Below are 22,988 nucleotides of genomic sequence, written 5' to 3' on the forward strand. Positions count from 1 at the left end.
GCAGGGCACAGGAAAAGCGGAAGTCGGCTGGCCAGATGAGCCCCTCAGGCGAGGAGCTCGATGGGAGTCGTTGTTACTTCCCCTTGATGCAAGGCAGCGGTGGCAGCTCGCCCTGTTGGGCAACCCGGGTCATCTGGTAATTGCCCTGCAGATCCCGATAGACGCGGGTGTTCCACACCTCGCCGTTGTCGAGCTGGAATTCGATATCGTAGTTGACCCCGGACACCACCTGGCCGCGCACCTCGCGGATGCTCTCGAGCTTGGCGGCCGTGTTCATGCGAGCCAGCACGCTGGCCAGTGCGGCGTCGGCCTGGGTATTGGGCAGGGCCTGAACCTGCCAGCCACCGGCCAGCGCGGCACACTGCGGTTGCTGCGGCGCGCTGCTGCAGGCCCCCAGCATGCCTGCCATCAGGATGGGAAATAGCACTCGCTTCATCTGGTGTTCTCCAGTTTCAAAATGACCACTCTATCAAGAGTGCGCGCACAATATTGTCGCAGCGGTCACGGCCAGACAGGCAAGAGAGCGCAGATCGATCCGGCATAAACGCCGGGAAAAGGCCGGGAAAAGAAAGAGGCGTGAACCAGCCAAGCCTCGGGATGACGGGAAGGCCACTCGGTTCAAGAAAAAGCCAGCATTGCCGTTGTGTTGTTTTGGCGCTCCCACGATAGCGGTCAATCACGGGGCAGACGTCAGTTCTCCACATCCCAGGGACACTGCCTGGCCAGTTCCGCCTTGCCGCTGGCGACCAGCGCCTGCTGCACCATCCGCTTGTAACGGTTTTTGATATGGGCGGGCAATGCGGGCACCAGCAGCCGTTCATCAAATTCAGGCAAAGCACGTTCGGGCAGCACAGCCTGCTCCTCGGGAGTAAGCGGAGGACGGGCAGCCCTGTTGCTGCCCGATATGGTGGGGGTGCCCACCAGCATCCGGCTTTGCAACGGGGCACTCAGCAGAAAGTCGATCAGCAGGTAGGCGGCCTTGAGCTTGTCCGGATCATCCTTCACATGGCGGGCGATGGAGAGCGCATCCAGCGCGTAGATGGCCCCCTCCTGCACCATGGCGATCCGCCACTGCTGGCCATTTTGCCGGTTGCACTCCACCAGCTCCAATCCCCAGGTGGTGGCCAGCCGCTGCTGGCGCAGAGCCTCGCAGCTATTGGTCTGATTGAACCAGAAGCCGCGACTGGACTTCAGACGCCGGGTCAGGAGCCGCTCCACCTCCCGCTGCAATGGTTGATCGGCCAGCATCTCGCCACTGGCAAACAGGGCCGGCGATTTGCCAAGGGAGAGCAGCACGGAGAACAACAGGGGCTCGAACTGATCGCAAAACACGGCAAATTGCCCCTGGGGCAGATCGTCAGCCAGCACCTGCCAGCTGGTCGGCGCCTGGGTAATCTGCTTGCTGTCGTAGGCCAGGCTGAACATGGCGTATGTGAACGGGACCGAGTAGTTGCGCTCCCCCTGCTTGTCATATTCGGTATTCCTGAGGGTCGGCCTCAGCTCCGGATAGTGGCTCAAACGGCTGAAGTCGATGGGCAGCAGCAACTTGAACAAGGGGTGATGATGCGCCTTGTAAAAGTAGCTGGTCGGCATCACCACGTCGGCAGAGCGGGTCCGCAAGGCCCGGTAAACGCTGTCAAAGTCGGTCAGCAGTGGTTCGACCCGGCTGACCGTCACCTCCATCCCGTTGGCCCTGGCATAGTCGGCAAACTGCTGCTCATACCCGGCTGGCAGATAACCCCACTCCAGCAATTTGAGCTGGATCGGCGCCGCCAGCAGCGGAGTCCCTACGATCAAGCAGCAGAGAAACAGTAGACGCATGGCCGTTTACTCCTGAGATGAGCCTCTTGATGGAGTATAGGAGCGCGGCGCGACCGCACCTTTGATGTATGTGAAGAGATAACCGGCCCAGCCAGCACGTTCCCAAATAGCATCAGCCCCGCACGAGAGCGGGGCTGATGGGCTATCAGGGTTGGCGAGGGACGAGGCCTTCCTCTTGCAGATAGGTCTCGACCTGCTGCTGATAATCCGCCTGATAGGAGAACTTGGTGCTGTCGGTGGCGGCGATCAGGTTGACGACCGTGCAGAACAGGGTCGCCGCCAGCAGCCCCTTGCCCATCCACTGGGGATAACGGCGACTCCACTCCACCAGCAACAACAGCATGGGGAACAGGGCATAGGGGAATATCAGCATCAGGTGCCAGTAGTTGAAGATGATGGGCGAGAGCGCCGCACTCACCAGCACCGCCAACACGGCCGCGACGGCATAGAGGCCGAGCCAGCTTTCGCCATCCACGGGGGCGCGGTCGCTGCGCATCAGACGCGGTTTGAGCCTCTTCCACAACTGCCAGTTGGCCTTGGCTGCCAGCAGCACGGTGGCCGAGCCTACCCCGTAGATCACCAGGCGCCACAGCCAGACTGCGGCCAGTTGCAAATATTCGTGGCCCGCCAGCCAGATGAACTGGGTATCGTTGACCAGCTTGCTGGCAAACAGCCAGGAGCCGTAACGCAGCCAGTAGAGCACGGATTTAAGCACCGGATAGACGTGCACCAGACCCCAGCCGATGTAGCGCTGGCGAGCCTCGGGGTCGACGTTCTGGGTGATCTGGCTGTTGCTCATCACCTCCATGGCGTAGGGGATCAGGGAGGCGCCGATCAACAGGGCCGCCACCGCCACGCCGCTCCAACTCACCTTGAGGATGCGACGCCAGAACAGGTAGGTCGACATCACAGCCAGCAGCGGCCAGGAGTAGTGCAGCTGCATCGCCATGCCGATAGCCAGCAGATGGACGATCATGTGCCAGAAGGAGGCCCGCTCGCGCATATGCCAGGCCGACCAGCAGTGCATGGCCGAGAAGAGGAAGAGATAGGAAGGGTTGTAAAGCAGGCTCTCGTACTGGAACCAGGGGTTGAGCCAGCAGAGCACCAGAAACAGCAGCCGAACCCTGTCACCAAACACCTGACGGATCACCGCATCAAACAGCAGGAAACCCACCAGCCGCATCGCCAGCAGCAACAACACGGGCGCGTAGGGCGAATCCCACAGCAGCAGCGGCCCGCCGATCAGCCAGGCCGACAAGCTGCCCGGCACATTGCCCACCGCACTCGCCGCGTTGCCGTAGCTGAGCCAGACTCCCTCATAGGCACCGAGATAGCCCTTGTAGAGCATCTGGGTCTGGTCGCCGGTGAGGATCTGAAACTGGAAGAAGACAAGGGACATCAGCAAGCCCCCGATAACCCCCAGATAAAAAAGTCTGTCCGACTTCGCTGTCTCATTCATGTCATTCAGCCCCTGTGGCTCGGTTGGTTGTCACTGCGGTGTTAAGCACGATTTTCCCCTCCCATGGTGACAACCCATCTGGCAAATGCCTGCTCGAAAGCCTGCATATCCAGCGAGTTGATATCCTGGGTCTCCAGCGATGTTGAAAACAGGATCATCGCATCCGGTGTGTTCGGATGCCATTCGGCGTAATTTTCGCCTCCACCACCCAAGTCCGGGTTGTAGAGCCCGAGGATGGGCAGACCCAGCCCGGCAGCGATATGCACAGTTGCCGTATCGACCGACACCAGCGCGGCACTGTGCCGAAGCTGGGTAAAGAGGCCGCCAAGTGAGGGCTGCTCGGGAGAGAGCAGGATCCGCTCTGGCGCAGAAACGCCGGCCTTGAGGCCGGCAACTTCCTGTTCCAACCCGGGTGGAAACAACAGACAGATGGATTGCGAGCAGCCAGCCAGCATGATTTCCAGCATGGAAGCGATACGATCCGGCCGTAGCCGACGGGCACCACCGCTACCGTAGGGATTGAAGGCAATAACGGGTCGATCCGTCGGCCACCATACGGCCAGGGCACTTTCCCATTCAGCTTTTGCCGGGATGATGTAGCGAGTGTCAGGGGATGCTATCCCCATGCAGGCAAGCAGCGCGGCGAACTTGTCGGCAAAATGGCGCCCCGCGGTGCGGGCTCCCAGCTTGATATCGATGCAGGCAAGCTCGTCATCCATCCCGGCCACGTGGCAAGCATCAACCTGGCTCAGGAAGTAGATATCCTTCATCTTCAGCGATTTGCCCAGATGCACCAGATAACCGACCCGCCCCAGGGAACGAGCCAACCGCTTGAGTTCACCATAACCGGGACGTTTTGGTATTTCGACCACCCTGTCCACTCCGAAATGCTCGCGAAACAGCGGTGCCATGGCCGGTGTCGTCACCACCCAGACCTCACGGCCGGGTTGGGCCTTGTGGATCTCCCGCGCTACCCAGGAGGAGACGATGGCGTCTCCCAGCTTGGCATCCCAGCGCAACAATACGACCTTGCTCTTGCCATCATCGGCAGGACGCGAGCTGGCTTTGTCAAACAGCCAGCGCCCCAGTCGGCGACGCAGCACATCGCGCGCCAGCTGCAGCTTGTTAATCAACGCCATGGGATCCTCGAATGCAGAGAAAGGGGGCTCAGGATACCAGCATGTCACTCAGGGCGGCAGCCACTTCACCAGACTTGAGTGCATCCAGACTGTTGCCAGGCACCTTGATAATGCGGTGAGGACCGTGCAGGGGAATGAAAGCCTCGCGCCAGGGCTCGTCGTTCATCAGAATCAAGGTCGGCACTTCATGGGAGGCGGCGATATGGACAATCGAGGTATCTGTCGAGACGACCGCCACCGCATCACGCACCAGGCTGGCGGCATCCAGGATCGAATCGGGGTAGAACGCAGTGAGGTCGGAACGCTCGACCGTCAGCGGCTCAGAGCTGAAGCAGAGATAGCGCACATCCTCCAATATCGGCAGGGCGGCCAGAATGGCCGTTTGCCGCTCCCGGCTGATGGAGTTGCCGCTCTGACTTCCCGCCAGGTTGACGACCACATAACGCCCAAACCGGCGCGTGTCATAGTCCGGGCTGTATGGGCAGGGAATATTGGCAGGCAAGGCCCCCTCTCCCTCCACGATGGCCAGCATCCGGTAGACGAAATGGGGCTGGGTCGTTGCGGCCACCTCACGCGCACACTGGCGAAAAAGCGGTAACAGTTTTTGCTGGTTGTCGCTCTTTCGACGCAGCGGCAGGGAAAGCAGGCGGCCATTGGCCACATAGAGCATTCTGGCCATCGCCAGCTCGTCCGGTTCATCGAATAGGTTAATTACCGCATCGAACCGCCGAGCCTTCAGCTCACAAAGCGTATTCCAACCGGCACGATCAAACAGACGATCATTGAGCGTCACCGGATGGCAGGCCACCACGCCATCCACCTGTCTGGCCAGCACCAGATTGCGCGGGCTGCAGAGCAACTCCATCTGTGCATCAGGGTAACGACGCCGCAGCGCATCAAGCGCCGGCAGGGAGAGCACGAAATCCCCGATGGCATCGAAACAGATCACCAGCAGAGATTTGACCGGCTCATTTATCTCGGCGGCAGCCGACTGCGCCGCCATCAGACGGCGAGCAACCCGGTATTTAACCCATCTTTTCAGATTCATAACGCAACAGCCTTGCTCTTAACCCTTGTCACTCTCGTTTTGCTCGAGATAGTGGCCATAGGCACGGTCCTCTATGGTCGTGGCAAACAGATCCACATCCAGACAACAGGGCTCGACACCGGCGGCGCTCAGGCCAGTCATTTGCAGGCGACCGGTAAGATAGTCTGAGGGCATACGAACTGGATAGGCTTTGTTAAGCAACTTACGAGCCCCTTCCTGAGTAAGGATATAACCAGCGGTCGAGAGTACTCCGCGCAAGGAACGCTTGCTGGGAGAAATATAACGTGCTAGACGATAACCTTCTGCCAAATGAACTTTGAATGGCCAACTCTTGGCCTTGCCATGATGTAAAAAGATAATATCTGCCCGACTGAGAGAACACGCTTTCTCAACAAGCCTTTTGATGTGAGTATGCAAGTAGATATCGTCTTCCAACACAATGGCTCTGGCGATCCCATTTTCAACCATATGCTCATAAAGACGAATATGACTTAAGGCACAACCTACCTCTCCGTGACTAAGTACATGTCCACTCGTTTGTTCGGCAAGTGGGAAATCGACCGACTTCAACTCCTCTTGAGTTAGACTCTTCCCATCCACAGCATCCCAGAAAGTGAACTCTATGCTCAAACGTTGCATTTGACGCACTACCGCTGCACGCCGCTCCTGACTGCGCGTCAGACTGATGACAAAAACTGGAATCATTTAATAATCACTCGTTGTGTTTCTTGCGCATGGAGCCATACAAACACCAGCCCCAACGCATATATAAATAGAGTACTTTGATGTTCAAAAGGAACATCACTCAAGCCATCAATGGCAAAGGAAAGTGGTAATAATACGCCAACCGAAGTCACACCCCAGCGCTTTACCGCCCACCATATAGGCCACCCTAAAAACATTAGGAGTGCTACACCACCAACCGCCCCACGAATGATCAAATTTTGCATATATTGATTGTGGGAATGGGCCAAGGCAGGATCTAGTAACAAAGGGGAGCTAACACCAGATGCTACCAGTGATTTTTTTGTGGCATCAAACCCATCCGTTCCCACCCCAAGGATGGGTGAAGTAAGAAAGCCTTGCCATGCTCCCTGCCATGCGACTAGGCGTAGCCCCCAAGAGGTACCATAAACGCCCCTCTCTGCATTACTGAGATCGGAAATGCTGGCCTTAACTCGTTCTTGCAACACGGAACTCTGGTTGTAAAAAACTGCACCACCGCCCAATATTAGAATAAAAAAAACAATATATTTGAGCGGTTTTTTCATCGCCTTAACAAGCACAATCAAACCAACAATTGCTATAAATGCAAGCCAAACACCGCGGCTCTGCGACGCATAGAGGCTATATATCGCCATCATGATAGACAACAGGGATCCACCCTTTACCCAGCCGGGGAGAGACTTTTTTTTATGCACTTCCCAAGCCAGCAGTGCTATCGCCAAAGCTGCTTGTGAATACAGTATTGCATTGGTGAATCCTTCCACCCTATAGATGCCCTGATGCTGTTGCCACATGCTGATACAGCCCATTCCCACGCCACCTACCATGATGGCGTATCGACTAACTTTTAGAACGATTTCTTTTCTCGGTACCAAAAGGCCAAATAAGACGACATAGACCAAACTACGCATTACACCATACTGGTCACCATGAATGAGACGGTTGATAAAAATAAAGGCAGCATACCCAAGAAAGAGCCAAAGAATGCGACGATCATGTAGCCCAATATCCCAGTTCTTCCCGATGATAAGATTAACGATGCCGCTCAAAATCGAGATAACCAACATATTGGCAAGAATAGTCTTACCATTTGGTAGCAAAAAAAGCCCACAAAATGTAAATGCCAACGTTGAGGAAAAAAGCACTGTGGTCAGACGGTCGAAAAAAACCTGAATAGCTGACAGCATGGGTTACTTCCTGAATACATAATTCCCGCGGATTTTGCGCCATAGCCCGAACACATCGGTACGAGGGAAGATGGCGATCCGGCGGATCTGGAAAGGGTCCTGGTGCATGGCTTTGGGGCCGCTGTTGGTGGCAACGGCAAAGCAATAACCAGCATTTTTGGCCTGTTCCTTGGCACTCTCGTTCATATCCCCGTAAGGATAGGCAAACGACATCAACGGATAACCAAGCAGGGCCTCAAGCTGACGCTTATTTTCCTGAATTTCATGGGCTTGCTGCTCCACAGACAGTTGGCTCAGGCGGGGATGGGTCAGGGTATGGCCCCCGATCTCCACATGGCCGCTGGCCGCCAGCGCCTTGATCTGCTCACCATTCATCAGGGACACCCGGGTATCCGGGTTGGTTGCATGTTCCACATCCCAGCGGTTATAGCCCTCCCCCGTGACCACGTATACCACAGCTTTATAACCGTATTTTTCCAGCAGCGGCAGCATGCGGGTCAGGTTGTCCTGATAGCCGTCATCGGCAGTGATCATCAGATACTTCTTGCCGTACTGCAGACGATGGATAAAGCCCTTGTCTGCCAAATCGCCAAACGTCAGAGTCTCATAGCCGAGCCACTTCATTAAACGAAGGTGCTTCTCGAACATGGTGATCGGCATCCAGGTACCGTGTACCCCCTTCTCGCTCTCATGCTCGATAAAGCGGTGATACATGATGACCGGCATCTCCCGGCGCAGGGTTTCGACCACTGCATCCTGGTAGATGGACTCCAGCCCGGAGACAACCCCCTGCAAGCTATACTCGTCCTGGATACGCTGGCGGATCGCCTCCGGCACCTCCTTGCTGGCAAGCGCAGGGGCAATACTGGCTTTGAGGGCGACAAAATCGATCGCCAGATCCTTGGGGCCTATATCGCCGAAGTTGCTGGCGAGCGCCTCGGCCAGATTCTCTTCCGTCACCAGGCCGATGGCCTTGGCTTCGCCAATGGCAAATGCCGGGCGACCGCACAGCAGGGCCTCCATCGCCACCCTGCCGGCACCGATCACCAGATCGCACTGCGCCATCAGGGCGGGAACATCGTCCACGTAACCGACGAAATCGACCCTGTCACGAAAACGCGCGAAGCGCTCGGGCACCTGGCTACCACTCACTACCCGCACCTGGCTGGCATCCAGATCCAGCACCTCGTCCAGCAGACGATAACAGAGCTCACCCTTGGGACCGCTCAGGCGACCAATGATGGCAATCACCGGCTTGTCATTGGCGGGCACGGGGACGGGCTGAAATTTGTCGGTCTCGATGCCGTTGCGCAGCACCTGAACGATGGCGGGATCGACTCCCAGATTGTCGATAATCTGGCTGGCGATATCTTCGCACACCGCCACCGCCCGATAGCCGAGGGCATGGAAGGCTTTGCGGGAAGCATGCACCGGCTGGCGGCCATGCACAGTGGTGATCATGGGTGTACCGATCAGCTTGCAAGCCACATAGCTGCTCCAGCCGGAGGCGCGAGAGTGGGCATGAACCAGCTGGATGTGATGCTTCTTGATGAGATAGATGAGGTAAAAAACGTGCCAGAAACGGCGCAGAATGCTGCGCTTGTTGAACCGCAGCTTGAATACCGGGCCCAACGTGGGCTTGGTCAGAGTATCTGACACATAGAAAACATTGTGACCACGCCGGGTGAGTTCGTTACCGACCGTGGTGGCATAGACCTCTGCGCCCGTTACTTCGAGCTGGGAGAGTGCCATCAAGATATTCATTGCGTGGTTACTCGTTGCAGAAAGGGAAAGTCAGCCCAGAAAAACCGGAAGCGGAGTAGAGTCCGCTTCCGGTTTCACTAACAGTATCAATATATTGCTATTACGCGTTATCTATTGAGCCAGGCCATGTAATCGGCCACCCCTTCGGCCACCGTCATGAACTCGGCGTCATAACCCACGCTGCGCAGCTTGGTCATATCGGCCTGGGTGAAACTCTGATAGCGGCCTTTCAGGTGATCCGGGAAGGGGATGTATTCGACAGACCCCTGTTGGTGATACTTGATCACCGCCTCTGCCACGTTCTGAAACGGCTCGGCGCGGCCGGTACCGCAGTTGAAAATGCCTGAGTGCTGCGGGTTCTGCCAGAACCACAGGTTCACTTTGCAGACGTCATCCACATAAATGAAGTCGCGCATCTGGCCGCCATTCGGGAAACCATCGCAGCCTTCAAACAGCTTGGGATTTTCACCCTTCTTCACCTGGGTGTTGAGGTGGAAGGCAACGGAAGCCATTGAACCCTTGTGCTGCTCGCGCGGGCCATAGACGTTGAAGTACTTGAGACCCACCACCTGTGAATTGATTTCCGGCATCAGGCGGCGCACGTACTGATCGAACAACTGCTTGGAGTAGCCATAGACGTTGAGCGGCTGTTCGAACTTGGGATCTTCGATGAAGTTGTCGTTGCGGCCACCGTAGGTAGCGGCGGAGGACGCGTAGATGAAGGGAATTTCCCGCTCGATGCAGTAGTGGAACAGATCCTTGGAGTACTCGTAGTTGACCTCCATGATGAACTTGCCGTTCCACTCGGTAGTAGCAGAGCAGGCACCTTCGTGGAAGATCACCTCGATACCGTCATCCCACTCTTCAAACTCATCACCGGAGACGATCCGCGCCTGGAATTCGTCTTTGTCCATGTAGTCAGCGATGGTCAGGTCGACCAGGTTGACGAACTTGGTGCCGTCGGTCAGGTCGTCGATGACCACGATATCGGTCCGTCCTTGAGCGTTCAGCTGTTTGACCAGATTGCTGCCGATAAAGCCAGCACCGCCAGTTACTACGATCATGGAGTTTGCCTCGCGTACGTTGATGGCTACATGTGACTGCTTGTTAAAGCTGTGTATAGTGAGCCAATTTGAAATTGCCGAAAAGTTTATCATGGGCAGTCAGGGGATTCGACCACGTTAAGCAGACCCGGGCGAATCCCGCAGGAGAGAGGCGTGATGAAAACCAGAGACAGGATCATTCACAGCGCGACCGAGCTGTTCAACGATCAGGGTGAGCCCAACATCACCACCAACCACATTGCGGCACACATGGGCATCAGCCCGGGAAACCTCTATTACCACTTCCGCAATAAAGAAGACATCATCCACTCCATCTTCGATCAATATGCCCGCCACCTGAGCGAGAGCTTCGTCCCGGCGCGCAACCGCGAGATTACCCTGCAGGATTTGATGGGCTATCTGGATGCTATCTTCTACCTGATGTGGCAGTTCCGCTTCTTCTACGCCAACTTGCCGGACATCCTGAGCCGCGACGAGCCGCTGCAGCAGAAGTACCTCAAGGCCCAGGAGCAGATGCGCGCCTCCGTGGTCGCCCTGCTAAAGAGCCTGCGCGAGGGCGGCATCATAGACGTCAACGACGAGGACCTGCCGGATCTCGGTCAGACCATCAAGATGGTGGTCACCTGCTGGATCCCGTTCCAGATCGCCCAGGCCCCCAATACCCGCATCACCAAGCCCCTGCTTTATCAGGGCGTATTGAAGGTGCTGTTCCTGCTGCGTCCCTACGTACAGCCCCAGGCGGCTAACCAGATCCGTCAGCTGGAGCACCATTACCGCCAGCTGGCCCAACCAGCTAGGTGAGATCCTTTTCACATTTGTTGAAAATCAGCACAATCATTTGAATTACGCGCAACAAATTGCAGTAAAATGTTGCTCTCTGTTGATACGCAGCTGAAATAGCCAATAAGGATCGAGGATGTCTAACGGATTCTATCGTCACCTGACCGAGCAGCTCGACCAGGTCAAAACCGAGGGCCTGTACAAGCAGGAACGCGTCATCACCTCCGCCCAGCAGGCAAGCATTGCCGTCGCGGGCGAACAGGTTCTGAACTTCTGTGCCAACAACTACCTGGGGCTGGCCAATCACCCTGACCTTATCGCGGCGGCCCATCAGGGGCTCGATAGCCACGGCTTCGGCATGGCTTCAGTGCGCTTCATCTGCGGCACCCAAGACCAGCACAAAGAGCTGGAGAAGAAGATGTCCGTCTTCCTCGGCACCGAGGATACCATCCTCTACTCCTCCTGCTTCGATGCCAACGGCGGTCTGTTCGAGACCCTGTTTGGCGCCGAAGATGCCATCATCTCCGATGCCCTGAACCACGCCTCCATTATCGATGGCGTGCGCCTGTGCAAGGCCAAGCGCTATCGCTATGCCAACAACGACATGGCCGAGCTGGAAGCACAGCTCAAGCAGGCCGACGCCGATGGCGCCCGCTTCAAGCTGATCGCCACCGACGGTGTCTTCTCCATGGATGGCGTCATCGCCGATCTGAAATCCATCTGCGATCTGGCCGACAAATACGACGCCCTGGTGATGGTGGATGACTCCCACGCCGTCGGCTTCATCGGCGAAAACGGCCGCGGCACCCACGAATACTGTGGCGTCATGGATCGGGTAGACATCATCACCGGCACCCTGGGCAAGGCCCTGGGCGGTGCCTCCGGTGGCTATACCTCCGGCAAGAAAGAGATGATCGACTGGTTGCGTCAGCGCTCCCGTCCCTACCTCTTCTCCAACTCCCTGGCCCCCTCCATCGTCGCGGCCACCATCAAGGTGATCGACATGCTGGCCGAAGGGCATGACCTGCGCGCCCGTCTGAAAGAGAACAGCCGCTACTTCCGCGAGCGGATGAGCGCCGCCGGCTTTACCCTGGCCGGTGCCGATCACGCCATCATCCCGGTGATGCTGGGGGATGCCAAACTGGCGTCCGAGATGGCAAGTCGCATGCTGGCTGCCGGCATCTATGTGGTGGGTTTCTCCTTCCCCGTGGTACCCAAGGACCAGGCCCGTATCCGTACCCAGATGTCTGCCGCCCACACCCGTGAGCAGCTGGACAAGGCTATCGATGCCTTTATCCGCATCGGCCGCGAACTCGGCGTCATCTGATTTGAACAAAAGGGGCCAAGCGCCCCTTTTTCTGTATTCATCGTGAAGGAACAACCATGAAAGCCCTCTCCAAGCTCAAGAAAGAAGTCGGCATCTGGATGACGGACGTCCCGGCCCCCGAACTCGGCCATAACGATCTGCTGATCAAGATCCGCAAAACCGCCATCTGCGGCACCGATATCCACATCTACAACTGGGACGAATGGTCCCAGAAGACCATCCCGGTCCCCATGGTGGTCGGCCACGAATACGTAGGCGAAGTGGTCGCCGTGGGTCAGGAAGTGCGCGGCTTCGCGGTCGGCGACAGGGTCTCAGGTGAGGGTCACATCACCTGTGGTCACTGTCGCAACTGCCGTGCCGGTCGCACCCATCTTTGCCGCAACACCATAGGTGTCGGCGTCAACCGTCCCGGCTCTTTTGCCGAGTATCTGGTGATACCCGCTTTCAACGCCTTCAAGCTGCCGGACAACATCCCGGATGACCTGGCCGCCATCTTCGATCCGTTCGGCAATGCGGTGCACACCGCCCTCTCCTTCGACCTGGTGGGTGAGGACGTGCTCATCACCGGCGCCGGCCCTATCGGCATCATGGCGGCCGCCGTCTGCCGCCATGTCGGTGCCCGCCACGTGGTAATCACCGACGTCAACGAGTACCGACTCGAACTGGCTCGCAAGATGGGCGCGACCCGCGCTGTCAACGTGGCCAAGGAGCAGCTCTCCGATGTGATGAGCGAGCTCGGCATGACCGAGGGGTTCGACGTGGGGCTGGAGATGTCCGGCGTTCCCTCCGCCTTCCAGGACATGATCGACAAGATGAACCACGGCGGCAAAATCGCCATGCTCGGCATTCCGCCCTCCACCATGGCCATCGACTGGGGCAAGGTGATCTTCAAGGGCTTGTTCATCAAGGGGATCTACGGCCGCGAAATGTTCGAGACCTGGTACAAGATGGCGAGCCTCATCCAGTCCGGGCTGGATCTCTCCCCCATCATCACCCATCGCTTCCACATCGACGACTTCCAGCAAGGCTTCGATGCCATGCGGTCTGGCCAATCCGGCAAAGTGATCCTGAGCTGGGACAAATAAGCGTTTCTACGCCTGTGACCACGAAACCCGGCTCAATGCCGGGTTTTTTACGATCAGGGCTCCCTGACACGACCCGATACGGGCAAAACTTTGTACGCAGAGTGTTTAACACTTCACACACAAGCGTTTAAATGGCTGTAACTATTCGGTTATAATCCCGTCGTTTACAGGGATAATAAAAGACTGCTGGGAGTATATGAGCGTGTTGAAAAAACTGAGCTATTTGCTGGCTGTCGGGATGACGGCCGCCAGCTTGTCTGGTGCCGTACTGGCTGCCGATGAACTGTCACCGGAAGCGATTGCCGAGCGGATCAAACCGGTCGGTGAAGTCTATACCGCCAAGGACCTGGAAGGCATTGCCGGTGCGGGTGCAGCCCCGGCCGCGGCGGCCGCATCCGGCCCCCGTGATGGTGAAGCCGTCTACAAGGGCGCCTGCTTTGCCTGCCACGATACGGGCGCTGCCGGTGCCCCCAAACGCGGTGACAAAGCCGCTTGGGAACCCCGCGTTGCCCAGGGGATAGACACACTGAAGAAACATGCCATCGAAGGCTTCACCGGCAAATCCGGTATGATGCCGCCGAGAGGGACTTGCGCGAATTGTAGCGATGAAGAGATTGAAAACGCGATTCATTACATGACCGACAGCCTCTAAGTATTTGAAAGGGCCGCAATTGCGGCCCTTTTAATCTCTCGGCTTCCGGCTACTCTTGTAGGGTAGATACCTCGGGAGTTGCTCATGTCGGCCCAATCCATCGAACCCCATTATTCGACTCCCTTGCTGGCGTTGGTTTCCACTATCATGGACTTCCCTGCGCCCCATACCGCCACGACCCAGGATTACGACGCCCTCATCCACCAGATCGACGAGCTTTGCCCACTGCAGCATTTTGGCATGCTGGGCCTCTCTGGCTCAGGCTTGCACTGGCTCTATGCCTACAAGATCAGCAACGCCTTCAAACAGCAGCTGGGGCGGGAGCAGTCCCGCATCACGGAACAGCTCACCCAGTTGGACGAAGTGGAAGGCTGGTGCGTATTCCCTATCGAACATGGCCAGGTGCAGTGGCTGCTGGCACGGGGCACCCCGGCCGATCTCCCGACTCTGCGTCTGTTGCTGGAGTGTCTGGCCAAGCGGTTGACCGAAACCCAGGCGGGCACCCACCTTGCCGAGCCTCCTTCCCCCCTGATCCGCAAGGATCCGAACTGGAAAAAAAAGATAGAGAGCATCAGCCGCATCATGCGACTGGCCAATACCCTACCCGGTCAGGCGCTCTTTTCCCAGCTGGAAGCCGTTTTGCGCCAAATGCTGGCCATCGATGACATGCTGCTGGTACGGCTCAACAACCACAAGCTGGAACGGATCTACCCCGCTCACCCTCACCAGAGTGACGCCTTCATCAGCGGACTGTGCCATGGCACCAGCAATATCGAGGTCAACCGGGAGTCACACTATTGGCACAGCATGCCGCTGCGGCTACAGCAACAATATTTCGCTCATTTCATCATCAGCACATCCCAGCCACTGGAGACAGACGACAAGCTGTTTCTCGATTTCCTTCGCGCTCAACTGACCCTGTTGCTGGAACTGAAGCGGATCCGTCAGCAGCTCCATGAAATCAATTCGGAAGAGTCCATCAACCAGCGGCTACAACAGCTGCGCCAAACCAACATAAGGCTGCAGAAGCAGCTCAAGCAGCATCAGGAGCTGGAACGGCGCCTGCAATTCGACGCCCTCCACGATCCGCTGACCCAGCTACCCAACCGGGCGCTGCTGATGAACCACCTCAACCACGCCATGACCCACTTCAATCGCTACAAGTCGCCGGGATTTTCCCTGATTTTCATCGATGTGGATCATTTCAAGCAGATCAACGACACCCTAGGCCATAGCGCGGGAGACATGTTGCTCAAGGAGATCAGCCGCCGCCTGCAGACCTGCATCCGGCAAAATGACATGGTGGCCAGGCTGGGGGGAGACGAGTTCGTCATCTATCTGGACAACAGCAGGCACGAAGATGACATCAGCCCGGTACTCAACCGCATCGTCAGCCGGCTCTCCTACCCGTTCCGGCTGATGGGCAACGAACTGGGCATCACCGTCAGCCTGGGAGTTTCAAGCGTATCCGAGCAGACCACGGACATCAGCCAGTTGCTCCATCAGGCCGATCTCGCCATGTATCAGGCCAAACGCAATGGTCGCAGCCGCATCGTCACCTACTCGGAAGAGTGCATCAGCCAGAATTGGAACTCGCCGGAAGAGATGTTGGCCAGGGCCCTGCGGGACGGGCGGATCGTACCCTATTTCCAGCCGGTGATCCGGTTGCAGGACAGCCGCCTGACCGGGCTGGAAGTGATGGCCCGCTGGCTGACCGAAGAGGGGGTTATCAAGGATGCCTTCGACTTCATCCCGCTGGCAGAGCAGTGCGGCCTGATCCTGGAGCTGGATTACCAAATCCTGCGCCACACCTGCCAACAGCTGAAAAACTGGCTGCCGTTGTCAGGGCAAGGCAAGTTCAAGGTGGCGATCAATCTCTCGGGCAAGCATCTGGTCAACCATGAGCACATCATGCGGTTGATGAAGATCATCGAGGAGGAAGGGATCTCCCACGGCTACCTCATCTTTGAATTCAATGAGCGGGAGCTGTCGCGGCAAGACTCGGACGCCCTGGCATCACTGCACGATCTGAGGGCCAAGGGAATCCAGATCAGCCTGGATGACTTCGGGACCGGCTTCTCCTCCCTCAACGCCCTGTTCCATTTCCCGGTGGATTACATCAAGGTGGATGACAGCTTCACCCAGCGCATGCTGCAATCCCCCAAGGATCTGGCCCTGATCCGCGCCATGAGGGATATCTGTCAGGATCTCGATTACACCATGGTAGTCGAGGGGATCGAGAACCAGCAGCAGTTGCAGAAGCTGATCGATATCGGCTGCCAGATGGGGCAAGGCCGCTATATATCTCCCCCCATGCCGGGAACGGACATCATCCCCTTGTTGACCCCGGACAGCCCGCAGGCCTAATCCTTCTTGAACATGGCCCTCAGGTTGGCCACTGCCATCTGTCCTTTCTGCTGGCGCTCCTCGGCGGTCACCTTCTTCTGGTTTTCCCACTCCAGATCATCCTGGGGCAATTCCAGCAGAAAGCGGCTCGGCTCCGGTCGCACCGACTCACCAAACTGGCGCCGCTCCTTGCAAAGGGTAAAAGTGAGTTCAGTCTGGGCCCGGGTGATGCCTACGTAGGCGAGACGCCGCTCCTCTTCCACGTTGTCCTCGTCGATACTGGTCTGGTGAGGCAGCAACCCCTCCTCCATGCCCACCATGTAGACATAGGGGAACTCCAGCCCCTTGGAGGCGTGCAATGTCATCAGCTGCACCTGATCCGCTTCGTCCTCCCCTTCGTTGCGCTCCATCATGTCGCGCAGGGTGAGACGGGTCACGACTTGAGCGAGTGTCATCGACTCTTCCAGCTCGTCCCCCTCCAGCATCTCGGTGATCCAGCGATAGAGAGTGGAAACATTCTGCATCCGCATCTCGGCCGCCTTGGGGCTGGGAGAGGTCTCGTAGAGCCACTCCTCGTAGTGGATCTCCTTGATCATGTCCCGCACGGCCTCCACCGGATTGCCACGCTGGGCCTGATCGCCGAGCCGCACCAACCAGTTGGTGAAGACCTGCAGCGCGGTGAGGCCACGCCCGGAGAGGTGTTGCTCCAGCCCCAGCTCGAAGCTGGCGGCAAACAGGCTCTTGCCGCGCTGATTGGCATATTGGCCCAGTTTCTCGAGCGTGGTGGGGCCTATCTCGCGGCGTGGCAGGTTCACCACCCGCAGGAAGGCGGTGTCCTCGTCCGGATTCACCAGCAACTTGAGGTAGGCCATGATGTCCTTGATCTCGGTGCGGGAGAAGAAGGAGGTGCCCCCCGAGATGCGATAGGGGATGCGGTTGGTCATCAGCGCCTTCTCGAAGATGCGCGACTGATGGTTGCCCCGGTAGAGGATGGCGTAATCCTTGAAGCGGGTGCGGTTCATGAACTTGTGGCCCATCAGCTCGGCGGCGATGCGCTCCGCCTCGTGCTCTTCGTTCTTGGCGAACAGCACCTTGAGCTTCACCCCCTCGTCCAGCTCGGAGAAGAGCGCCTTGTCGTAGACGTGGGGGTTATTGGCGATCAGGATGTTGGCGCACTTGAGGATGCGCCGCTTGGAACGGTAGTTCTGCTCCAGCTTGATGAGCCGCAGATTGGGGAAATCCTCGTTCAGCAGCACCAGGTTCTGCGGCTTGGCACCACGCCAGGAGTAGATGGACTGGTCATCATCCCCCACCACGGTGAAGCGGGCCCGCTCGCCGACAATCTGCTTCACCAGCTCGTACTGGCTGGTGTTTGTGTCCTGGTATTCGTCGACCAGCAGGTAGCGGATCTTGTTCTGCCAGCGCTCGCGCACCTCCTGGTTGCTCTTGAGCAGCAGGGTCGGCATCACGATGAGGTCGTCGAAATCCAGGGCGTTGTAGGCCACCATCTGGCGGTGATAACGCTCGTAGAGCTGGGCCATCAACACCTCTTCCGGCCCGCGGGCGATGCGCATGGCTCTGGCCGGCAGGATGAGGTCGTTCTTCCAGTTGGAGATCTGGCTGATGAGGGCCGAGAGCTTGTCCTTGTCGTTGTCGAGTTCGGCTTCCGTCAGCTCTTTGAGCAAAGCCAGCTGATCGGTATCGTCGAACAGGGAGAAGTTCGCTTTCAGATTCAGGCTCTTGTGCTCGCGGCGAATGATCTCGAGGCCCAGGGTATGGAAGGTGGAGACCATCAGCCCCCTAGCCTCCTTGCGGCCCAGGGTCTGTCCGACCCGCTCCTTCATCTCTCGCGCCGCCTTGTTGGTAAAGGTGACGGCAGCGATGTTGCGCGCATTGTAGCCGCACTGCTGCACCAGATAGGCGATCTTGTTGGTGATGACGCGGGTCTTGCCCGATCCGGCACCCGCCAGCACCAGGCAAGGGCCGGAGACATACTTGACCGCTTCGTTCTGATTGGGGTTGAGCTTCATGGGCCGGATCTCTTGGCTTATGATGAGGGGCGGCATTGTAACAGAAATCACCCGGCCAGCCCCATCGAGCAATAGCTCGCCAGATGCCTTGTGTTCGGCGGCGGTTTTCAGGATCATGACCGACTTTTCGAGATGATGACCACTTTTCCAGACAGTGAGGGGAGCATGAACCAGCAACAGCACGACCGGCTGCGCAGCCAGTTTCCGGCTTTGGCGCAGGAGGTCAACGGCCACCCGCTGGTCTATCTGGACAACGCCGCCACCACCCAGAAGCCGCTGGCGGTGCTGGATGCGATCAATCACTACTATCGGGCCGACAACGCCAACGTGCACCGTGCCGCCCACGCGCTGAGCGGCCGGGCCACCCGGGCCTTCGAGGCCGCCCGCGAGACGGTGACCCGCTTTATCAATGCGCCTCGCAGTCACGAAGTGATCTGGACCCGCGGCACCACGGAGGCGATCAATCTGGTGGCCCAGAGCTGGGGGATGAGCGAGCTTAAGGCTGGGGATGAGATCCTGCTCAGTACCCTGGAGCATCACGCCAATATCGTCCCCTGGCAGCTGGTCGCCCAGCGCACCGGCGCCGTGCTCCGGGTCATTCCCCTCGATGAGCGGGGCGATCTCGATATGGCCGCCTATCTGACCATGCTGGGACCACGTACCCGACTGGTGAGCGTGGCCCATGTCTCTAACGCCCTCGGTACCGTCAACCCTGTTGCCGAGATAGTGGCGGCAGCCAAGGCAGTCGGCGCCCTGACCCTGATCGACGGTGCCCAGGCAGTGGCCCATCTCGACGTGGATGTGCAGGCCATCGGTTGCGACTTTTATGCCTTCTCCGGCCACAAGCTCTACGGCCCGACCGGTATCGGCGTGCTGTGGGGGCGCTCCGAGCTGCTGGAGCGGATGCCCCCCTGGCAGGCCGGCGGCGAGATGATCGATCGGGTCAGCTTCAGCGGCACCAGCTTCAATACCCTGCCCTTCAAGTTCGAGGCAGGCACCCCCCATATCGCCGGGGCCATTGGCCTGGCCGCCGCCATCGACTTTGTGATGGAGCAAGACCGGGGGTTGCTGGCCAGCCATGAAGCGGTGCTGACCGACTATCTGGTCGCCGGCCTGCGTCAGGTGCCGGGGCTGCATCTGGTCGGCGAACCCGGTCAGCGTGCCGGTGCGGTCTCCTTCCTGCTGGAGGATATCCACCCGCAGGATGCCGCCACCCTGCTCGACATGCAGGGGATCGCCCTGCGAGTCGGCCACCATTGCGCCATGCCGCTGATGGACTCGCTCGGTATTGGCGGCACCATACGTGCCTCGCTGGCCTGCTACAACAACCGGGACGATGTGGACGCCCTGCTGGCCGCCCTGCATAAGTTAAGCGACTTCTTTTAAGGCAGACAATTTCATGAGTAGCCTCGCAACCTATACCCAGATCGGCCTGGAACCCAACGCTGACACTATACGCCAGCAATTCGCCACCACCCATGGCTGGGAGAACCAGTACCGGCTTATCATCCAGCTAGGCAAGCTACTACCCGCCTTGCCCGCAGAATGGCAGACCGAAGAGCACCGCCTGAAAGGGTGTGAGAGCCAGGCCTGGCTGAAGGGTGAGAAGAGCGAGGATGGCCGTTGGCACTTTGCCTGCGATTCCGACGCCCGCATCGTGCGCGGCCTGATCGTCATCGTACTGGCAGCGCTCAATCATCAGACTGCCGACGCTATCCAGGCTTTCGATATGGATGCCTATTTCAGCGAGCTAGGGCTCGAGAAACACCTGAGCCCGTCGCGGGGCAACGGGCTCAGGGCAATCGTCTTGGCAATCCGGGAGCAAGTGGTATAGCCGCACATTCCTGGCTTCAATGGCCGATTACGCCTCGCTAACCGGCCCGACCATCTCTTTCTCGGCGCGAGCCCCGCGCTCGGAAATCTTCTTCAATACCCGGGACGCGGCCACCAGACCAAAGGTCGCCGTCACCGGCGTCACGGCACCAAAGCCGGAGGCACAATCCATCTTCATATTGCCATCGCTGGCCGCCTTGGCCTGACAGGTACCGCCATTGCCATCCGGGTAGCTCAGCTGCTCGGTTGAGAAGACACACTCCACACCGAACTTGCGCGCCGGATTCTTGCTGAAGTTGTGCAGCCGACGCAGATCTGAGCGCACCTTGGCGGCCAGTGGATCTTGAATGGTCTTGGCCAGATCGGCCACGGTGATCTGGGTAGGGTCCATCTGCCCGCCTGCACCACCCGCTACTATCACCGGGATCTTGTTGCGCTTGCAGAAGGCAATCAGCGCCACCTTGGCCTTGACCGAGTCGATGGCATCCACCACATAGTCAAACTCCCGCTTGATGTACTCAGCCAGGTTGTCTGCTGTGACGAAGTCATCCACCTCGATCACCTCGCAATCCGGGTTGATGGCTCGGATACGCTCGGCCATCACCTCTGTCTTGAGGCGGCCAACTGTCCCTTGCATGGCGTGGATCTGGCGATTGGTGTTGGTGATGCAGATATCGTCCATGTCGATCAGAGTGATCTGGTTGATGCCGGCACGGGCCAAGGCTTCCGCCGCCCAGGAGCCGACGCCACCGATCCCGACCACGCAGACTCTCGCCTGGCTGAAGGAGCGAAGCGCGCTCTGACCATAAAGACGGGCAATGCCCCCGAATCGCTGTAGATACTCTGCTTTCATACCACCACCTTGCTTGAGGGCGGCCATTATAGCGACAACCATGGACGGCGGCGAATGTCAGATGGCTGTGAATCTGGGTCGTACAGCATAAGCGGGCAAATAAAGATGAGATGGGAGCAAACTGAAATGAAAAAAGCCCAGTCAATCGACTGGGCTTCTTGTTAGTGGCGGAGCGGACGGGACTCGAACCCGCGACCCCCGGCGTGACAGGCCGGTATTCTAACCGACTGAACTACCGCTCCGCATTCGGTTAGCTTTCGCTAAATCATTTGCTGCTTATTCTGAGGTGTCATCCTCGCAGCCAGTAACGTGATTTTGCACATCACTGTTTAATTGGGTGCCTGGCAGTGTCCTACTCTCGCATGGCGAATGCCACACTACCATCGGCGCTACCGCGTTTCACTTCTGAGTTCGGCATGGGTTCAGGTGGTTCCACGGCGCTATGGCCGCCAGGCAAATTCTTCAATCTTGGAAAGCTGACGTGAATAACGACTGGTCGCTATCACTGAATTAGTAGTTCGCTCATTCGCTACAAGGCCCAGAACACTTCTTGGGTGTTGTATGGTTAAGCCTCACGGGTAATTAGTACGGGTTAGCTCAATGCATCGCTGCACTTACACACCCCGCCTATCAACGTTGTGGTCTCCAACGGCCCTTTAGGACCCTCAAGGGGTCAGGGATGACTCATCTCAGGGCTCGCTTCCCGCTTAGATGCTTTCAGCGGTTATCGATTCCGAACTTAGCTACCGGGCAGTGCCACTGGCGTGACAACCCGAACACCAGAGGTTCGTTCACTCCGGTCCTCTCGTACTAGGAGCAACTCCCTTCAATCATCCAACGCCCACGGCAGATAGGGACCGAACTGTCTCACGACGTTCTGAACCCAGCTCGCGTACCACTTTAAATGGCGAACAGCCATACCCTTGGGACCGACTTCAGCCCCAGGATGTGATGAGCCGACATCGAGGTGCCAAACACCGCCGTCGATATGAACTCTTGGGCGGTATCAGCCTGTTATCCCCGGAGTACCTTTTATCCGTTGAGCGATGGCCCTTCCATTCAGAACCACCGGATCACTATGACCTACTTTCGTACCTGCTCGACCTGTCCGTCTCGCAGTTAAGCTGGCTTATGCCATTGCACTAACCTCCTGATGTCCGACCAGGATTAGCCAACCTTCGTGCTCCTCCGTTACTCTTTGGGAGGAGACCGCCCCAGTCAAACTACCCACCAGGCACTGTCCGCGACCCCGATTCAGGGGCCTGCGTTAGAACATCAAACATACAAGGGTGGTATTTCAAGGACGGCTCCAGCGCAACTGGCGTCACGCCTTCAAAGCCTCCCACCTATCCTACACATGTAGGTTCAATGTTCAGTGCCAAGCTGTAGTAAAGGTTCACGGGGTCTTTCCGTCTAGCCGCGGGTACACCGCATCTTCACGGCGAATTCGATTTCACTGAGTCTCGGGTGGAGACAGCATGGCCATGGTTACACCATTCGTGCAGGTCGGAACTTACCCGACAAGGAATTTCGCTACCTTAGGACCGTTATAGTTACGGCCGCCGTTTACCGGGGCTTCGATCAAGAGCTTCGCTTGCGCTAACCCCATCAATTAACCTTCCGGCACCGGGCAGGTGTCACACCCTATACGTCCACTTTCGTGTTTGCAGAGTGCTGTGTTTTTGATAAACAGTCCCAGCCATCTGGTCACTGCGACTCCCGTCAGCTCCATCCGCAAGGGACTTCACCAACAAGAGCGTACCTTCTCCCGAAGTTACGGTACTATTTTGCCTAGTTCCTTCACCCGAGTTCTCTCAAGCGCCTTGGTATTCTCTACCCGACCACCTGTGTCGGTTTGGGGTACGATGACTTGT

The 22,988-nt window shown here is 57.9% G+C and carries 18 protein-coding genes, 1 tRNA gene and 2 rRNA genes (1 of these 21 running past the window's edge); 7 read left to right on the forward strand and 14 right to left on the reverse strand.

Translation table 11 applies throughout. The features are described 5' to 3' along the window. Positions 1-73: 73 nt before the first annotated feature. The 9 genes from I6L37_RS03685 to rfaD all read right to left on the reverse strand — a co-directional run bounded on the left by I6L37_RS03685 (position 74) and on the right by rfaD (position 10,208). A complete protein-coding gene (locus I6L37_RS03685; protein WP_216993306.1) occupies positions 74-436 on the reverse strand; it encodes a cystatin domain-containing protein in 363 nt (120 codons plus the stop codon). A 254-nt stretch (positions 437-690) separates the two neighbouring features. Beyond that, complete coding sequence (locus I6L37_RS03690; protein WP_216993307.1) at positions 691-1,821, reverse strand: PotD/PotF family extracellular solute-binding protein; 1,131 nt, start codon at positions 1,819-1,821, stop codon at positions 691-693. Positions 1,822-1,966: 145 nt separating this feature from the next. Beyond that, positions 1,967-3,169, reverse strand: coding sequence for a 3-deoxy-D-manno-octulosonic acid transferase (locus I6L37_RS03695; protein ID WP_216994110.1), 1,203 nt, complete (start codon positions 3,167-3,169; stop codon positions 1,967-1,969). 152 nt (positions 3,170-3,321) lie between these two features. Further along, on the reverse strand, positions 3,322-4,419 hold the full coding sequence (locus I6L37_RS03700) for a glycosyltransferase family 9 protein (protein WP_216993308.1): 1,098 nt from the start codon (positions 4,417-4,419) through the stop codon (positions 3,322-3,324). 28 nt (positions 4,420-4,447) lie between these two features. Further along, the gene (locus I6L37_RS03705; protein ID WP_216993309.1) at positions 4,448-5,467 is read right to left on the reverse strand and encodes a glycosyltransferase family 9 protein; all 1,020 of its coding nucleotides are present in this window, start codon (positions 5,465-5,467) and stop codon (positions 4,448-4,450) included. 18 nt (positions 5,468-5,485) lie between these two features. Next, positions 5,486-6,172, reverse strand: a complete 687-nt coding sequence (locus I6L37_RS03710) for a glycosyltransferase family 25 protein (protein ID WP_216993310.1) — start codon at positions 6,170-6,172, stop codon at positions 5,486-5,488. After that, a complete protein-coding gene (locus I6L37_RS03715; RefSeq protein WP_201983390.1) occupies positions 6,169-7,380 on the reverse strand; it encodes an O-antigen ligase in 1,212 nt (403 codons plus the stop codon). The genes I6L37_RS03710 and I6L37_RS03715 overlap by 4 nt, the downstream gene beginning before the upstream one ends. 3 nt (positions 7,381-7,383) lie before the next feature. After that, entirely contained in the window at positions 7,384-9,144 is a 1,761-nt protein-coding gene (locus tag I6L37_RS03720; protein ID WP_216993311.1) for a polysaccharide deacetylase family protein, read from the reverse strand. Between the two features lie 107 nt (positions 9,145-9,251). Beyond that, complete coding sequence (rfaD, locus tag I6L37_RS03725) at positions 9,252-10,208, reverse strand: ADP-glyceromanno-heptose 6-epimerase (RefSeq protein ID WP_124239144.1); 957 nt, start codon at positions 10,206-10,208, stop codon at positions 9,252-9,254. A 156-nt stretch (positions 10,209-10,364) separates the two neighbouring features. Between rfaD and I6L37_RS03730 the strand changes: the two genes are divergently transcribed. From I6L37_RS03730 to I6L37_RS03750, 5 genes are all read left to right on the forward strand, one after another. Next, on the forward strand, positions 10,365-11,009 hold the full coding sequence (locus I6L37_RS03730) for a TetR/AcrR family transcriptional regulator (protein WP_216994111.1): 645 nt from the start codon (positions 10,365-10,367) through the stop codon (positions 11,007-11,009). A 115-nt stretch (positions 11,010-11,124) separates the two neighbouring features. Beyond that, positions 11,125-12,315 (forward strand): glycine C-acetyltransferase, encoded by a 1,191-nt coding sequence (locus I6L37_RS03735; protein ID WP_216993312.1) that lies wholly within the window; start codon positions 11,125-11,127, stop codon positions 12,313-12,315. A 56-nt stretch (positions 12,316-12,371) separates the two neighbouring features. Then, positions 12,372-13,400, forward strand: coding sequence for an L-threonine 3-dehydrogenase (gene tdh / locus I6L37_RS03740; protein ID WP_042027022.1), 1,029 nt, complete (start codon positions 12,372-12,374; stop codon positions 13,398-13,400). 196 nt (positions 13,401-13,596) lie between these two features. After that, a complete protein-coding gene (locus tag I6L37_RS03745; RefSeq protein WP_216993313.1) occupies positions 13,597-14,052 on the forward strand; it encodes a cytochrome c5 family protein in 456 nt (151 codons plus the stop codon). An 84-nt stretch (positions 14,053-14,136) separates the two neighbouring features. Further along, positions 14,137-16,419, forward strand: a complete 2,283-nt coding sequence (locus I6L37_RS03750; RefSeq protein WP_042072439.1) for a bifunctional diguanylate cyclase/phosphodiesterase — start codon at positions 14,137-14,139, stop codon at positions 16,417-16,419. Here the strand turns inward: I6L37_RS03750 and rep are convergent. Beyond that, on the reverse strand, positions 16,416-18,428 hold the full coding sequence (gene rep, locus I6L37_RS03755) for a DNA helicase Rep (RefSeq protein WP_042072437.1): 2,013 nt from the start codon (positions 18,426-18,428) through the stop codon (positions 16,416-16,418). The genes I6L37_RS03750 and rep overlap by 4 nt on opposite strands. Before the next feature lie 165 nt (positions 18,429-18,593). Between rep and I6L37_RS03760 the strand changes: the two genes are divergently transcribed. Both I6L37_RS03760 and I6L37_RS03765 read left to right on the forward strand, forming a co-directional pair. Continuing rightward, positions 18,594-19,814 (forward strand): aminotransferase class V-fold PLP-dependent enzyme, encoded by a 1,221-nt coding sequence (locus I6L37_RS03760; protein ID WP_216993314.1) that lies wholly within the window; start codon positions 18,594-18,596, stop codon positions 19,812-19,814. Positions 19,815-19,827: 13 nt separating this feature from the next. Then, positions 19,828-20,262, forward strand: a complete 435-nt coding sequence (locus tag I6L37_RS03765) for a SufE family protein (RefSeq protein ID WP_216993315.1) — start codon at positions 19,828-19,830, stop codon at positions 20,260-20,262. Positions 20,263-20,289: 27 nt separating this feature from the next. Here the strand turns inward: I6L37_RS03765 and tcdA are convergent, their stop codons facing one another. The 4 genes from tcdA to I6L37_RS03785 form a co-directional block, all read right to left on the reverse strand. Beyond that, positions 20,290-21,114, reverse strand: coding sequence for a tRNA cyclic N6-threonylcarbamoyladenosine(37) synthase TcdA (gene tcdA, locus I6L37_RS03770; protein WP_216993316.1), 825 nt, complete (start codon positions 21,112-21,114; stop codon positions 20,290-20,292). Between the two features lie 165 nt (positions 21,115-21,279). Further along, positions 21,280-21,356, reverse strand: a tRNA-Asp gene (locus tag I6L37_RS03775). 97 nt (positions 21,357-21,453) lie between these two features. Beyond that, positions 21,454-21,568 (reverse strand): 5S ribosomal RNA (gene rrf, locus I6L37_RS03780). A 107-nt stretch (positions 21,569-21,675) separates the two neighbouring features. Next, positions 21,676-22,988: ribosomal RNA gene (locus I6L37_RS03785) — 23S ribosomal RNA — on the reverse strand; it runs 1,576 nt beyond the window's last position.

It is taken from the genome of Aeromonas sp. FDAARGOS 1407 (assembly GCF_019048725.1).
Taxonomy (GTDB): Bacteria; Pseudomonadota; Gammaproteobacteria; order Enterobacterales; family Aeromonadaceae; genus Aeromonas; species Aeromonas enteropelogenes.

What these genes read in the sequence shown, in the direction of transcription:
- I6L37_RS03750 (WP_042072439.1), top strand. Translation starts at nt 14,137, where the DNA reads ATGTCGGCCCAATCCATCGAACCCCATTATTCGACTCCCTTGCTGGCG.
- I6L37_RS03685 (WP_216993306.1), bottom strand. Translation starts at nt 436, where the DNA reads ATGAAGCGAGTGCTATTTCCCATCCTGATGGCAGGCATGCTGGGGGCC.
- I6L37_RS03705 (WP_216993309.1), bottom strand. Translation starts at nt 5,467, where the DNA reads ATGAATCTGAAAAGATGGGTTAAATACCGGGTTGCTCGCCGTCTGATG.
- I6L37_RS03735 (WP_216993312.1), top strand. Translation starts at nt 11,125, where the DNA reads ATGTCTAACGGATTCTATCGTCACCTGACCGAGCAGCTCGACCAGGTC.
- I6L37_RS03765 (WP_216993315.1), top strand. Translation starts at nt 19,828, where the DNA reads ATGAGTAGCCTCGCAACCTATACCCAGATCGGCCTGGAACCCAACGCT.
- rfaD (WP_124239144.1), bottom strand. Translation starts at nt 10,208, where the DNA reads ATGATCGTAGTAACTGGCGGTGCTGGCTTTATCGGCAGCAATCTGGTC.
- I6L37_RS03695 (WP_216994110.1), bottom strand. Translation starts at nt 3,169, where the DNA reads ATGCTCTACAAGGGCTATCTCGGTGCCTATGAGGGAGTCTGGCTCAGC.
- I6L37_RS03715 (WP_201983390.1), bottom strand. Translation starts at nt 7,380, where the DNA reads ATGCTGTCAGCTATTCAGGTTTTTTTCGACCGTCTGACCACAGTGCTT.
- I6L37_RS03760 (WP_216993314.1), top strand. Translation starts at nt 18,594, where the DNA reads ATGAACCAGCAACAGCACGACCGGCTGCGCAGCCAGTTTCCGGCTTTG.
- I6L37_RS03690 (WP_216993307.1), bottom strand. Translation starts at nt 1,821, where the DNA reads ATGCGTCTACTGTTTCTCTGCTGCTTGATCGTAGGGACTCCGCTGCTG.
- I6L37_RS03730 (WP_216994111.1), top strand. Translation starts at nt 10,365, where the DNA reads ATGAAAACCAGAGACAGGATCATTCACAGCGCGACCGAGCTGTTCAAC.
- tcdA (WP_216993316.1), bottom strand. Translation starts at nt 21,114, where the DNA reads ATGAAAGCAGAGTATCTACAGCGATTCGGGGGCATTGCCCGTCTTTAT.
- I6L37_RS03710 (WP_216993310.1), bottom strand. Translation starts at nt 6,172, where the DNA reads ATGATTCCAGTTTTTGTCATCAGTCTGACGCGCAGTCAGGAGCGGCGT.
- rep (WP_042072437.1), bottom strand. Translation starts at nt 18,428, where the DNA reads ATGAAGCTCAACCCCAATCAGAACGAAGCGGTCAAGTATGTCTCCGGC.
- I6L37_RS03720 (WP_216993311.1), bottom strand. Translation starts at nt 9,144, where the DNA reads ATGAATATCTTGATGGCACTCTCCCAGCTCGAAGTAACGGGCGCAGAG.
- I6L37_RS03700 (WP_216993308.1), bottom strand. Translation starts at nt 4,419, where the DNA reads ATGGCGTTGATTAACAAGCTGCAGCTGGCGCGCGATGTGCTGCGTCGC.
- tdh (WP_042027022.1), top strand. Translation starts at nt 12,372, where the DNA reads ATGAAAGCCCTCTCCAAGCTCAAGAAAGAAGTCGGCATCTGGATGACG.
- I6L37_RS03745 (WP_216993313.1), top strand. Translation starts at nt 13,597, where the DNA reads ATGAGCGTGTTGAAAAAACTGAGCTATTTGCTGGCTGTCGGGATGACG.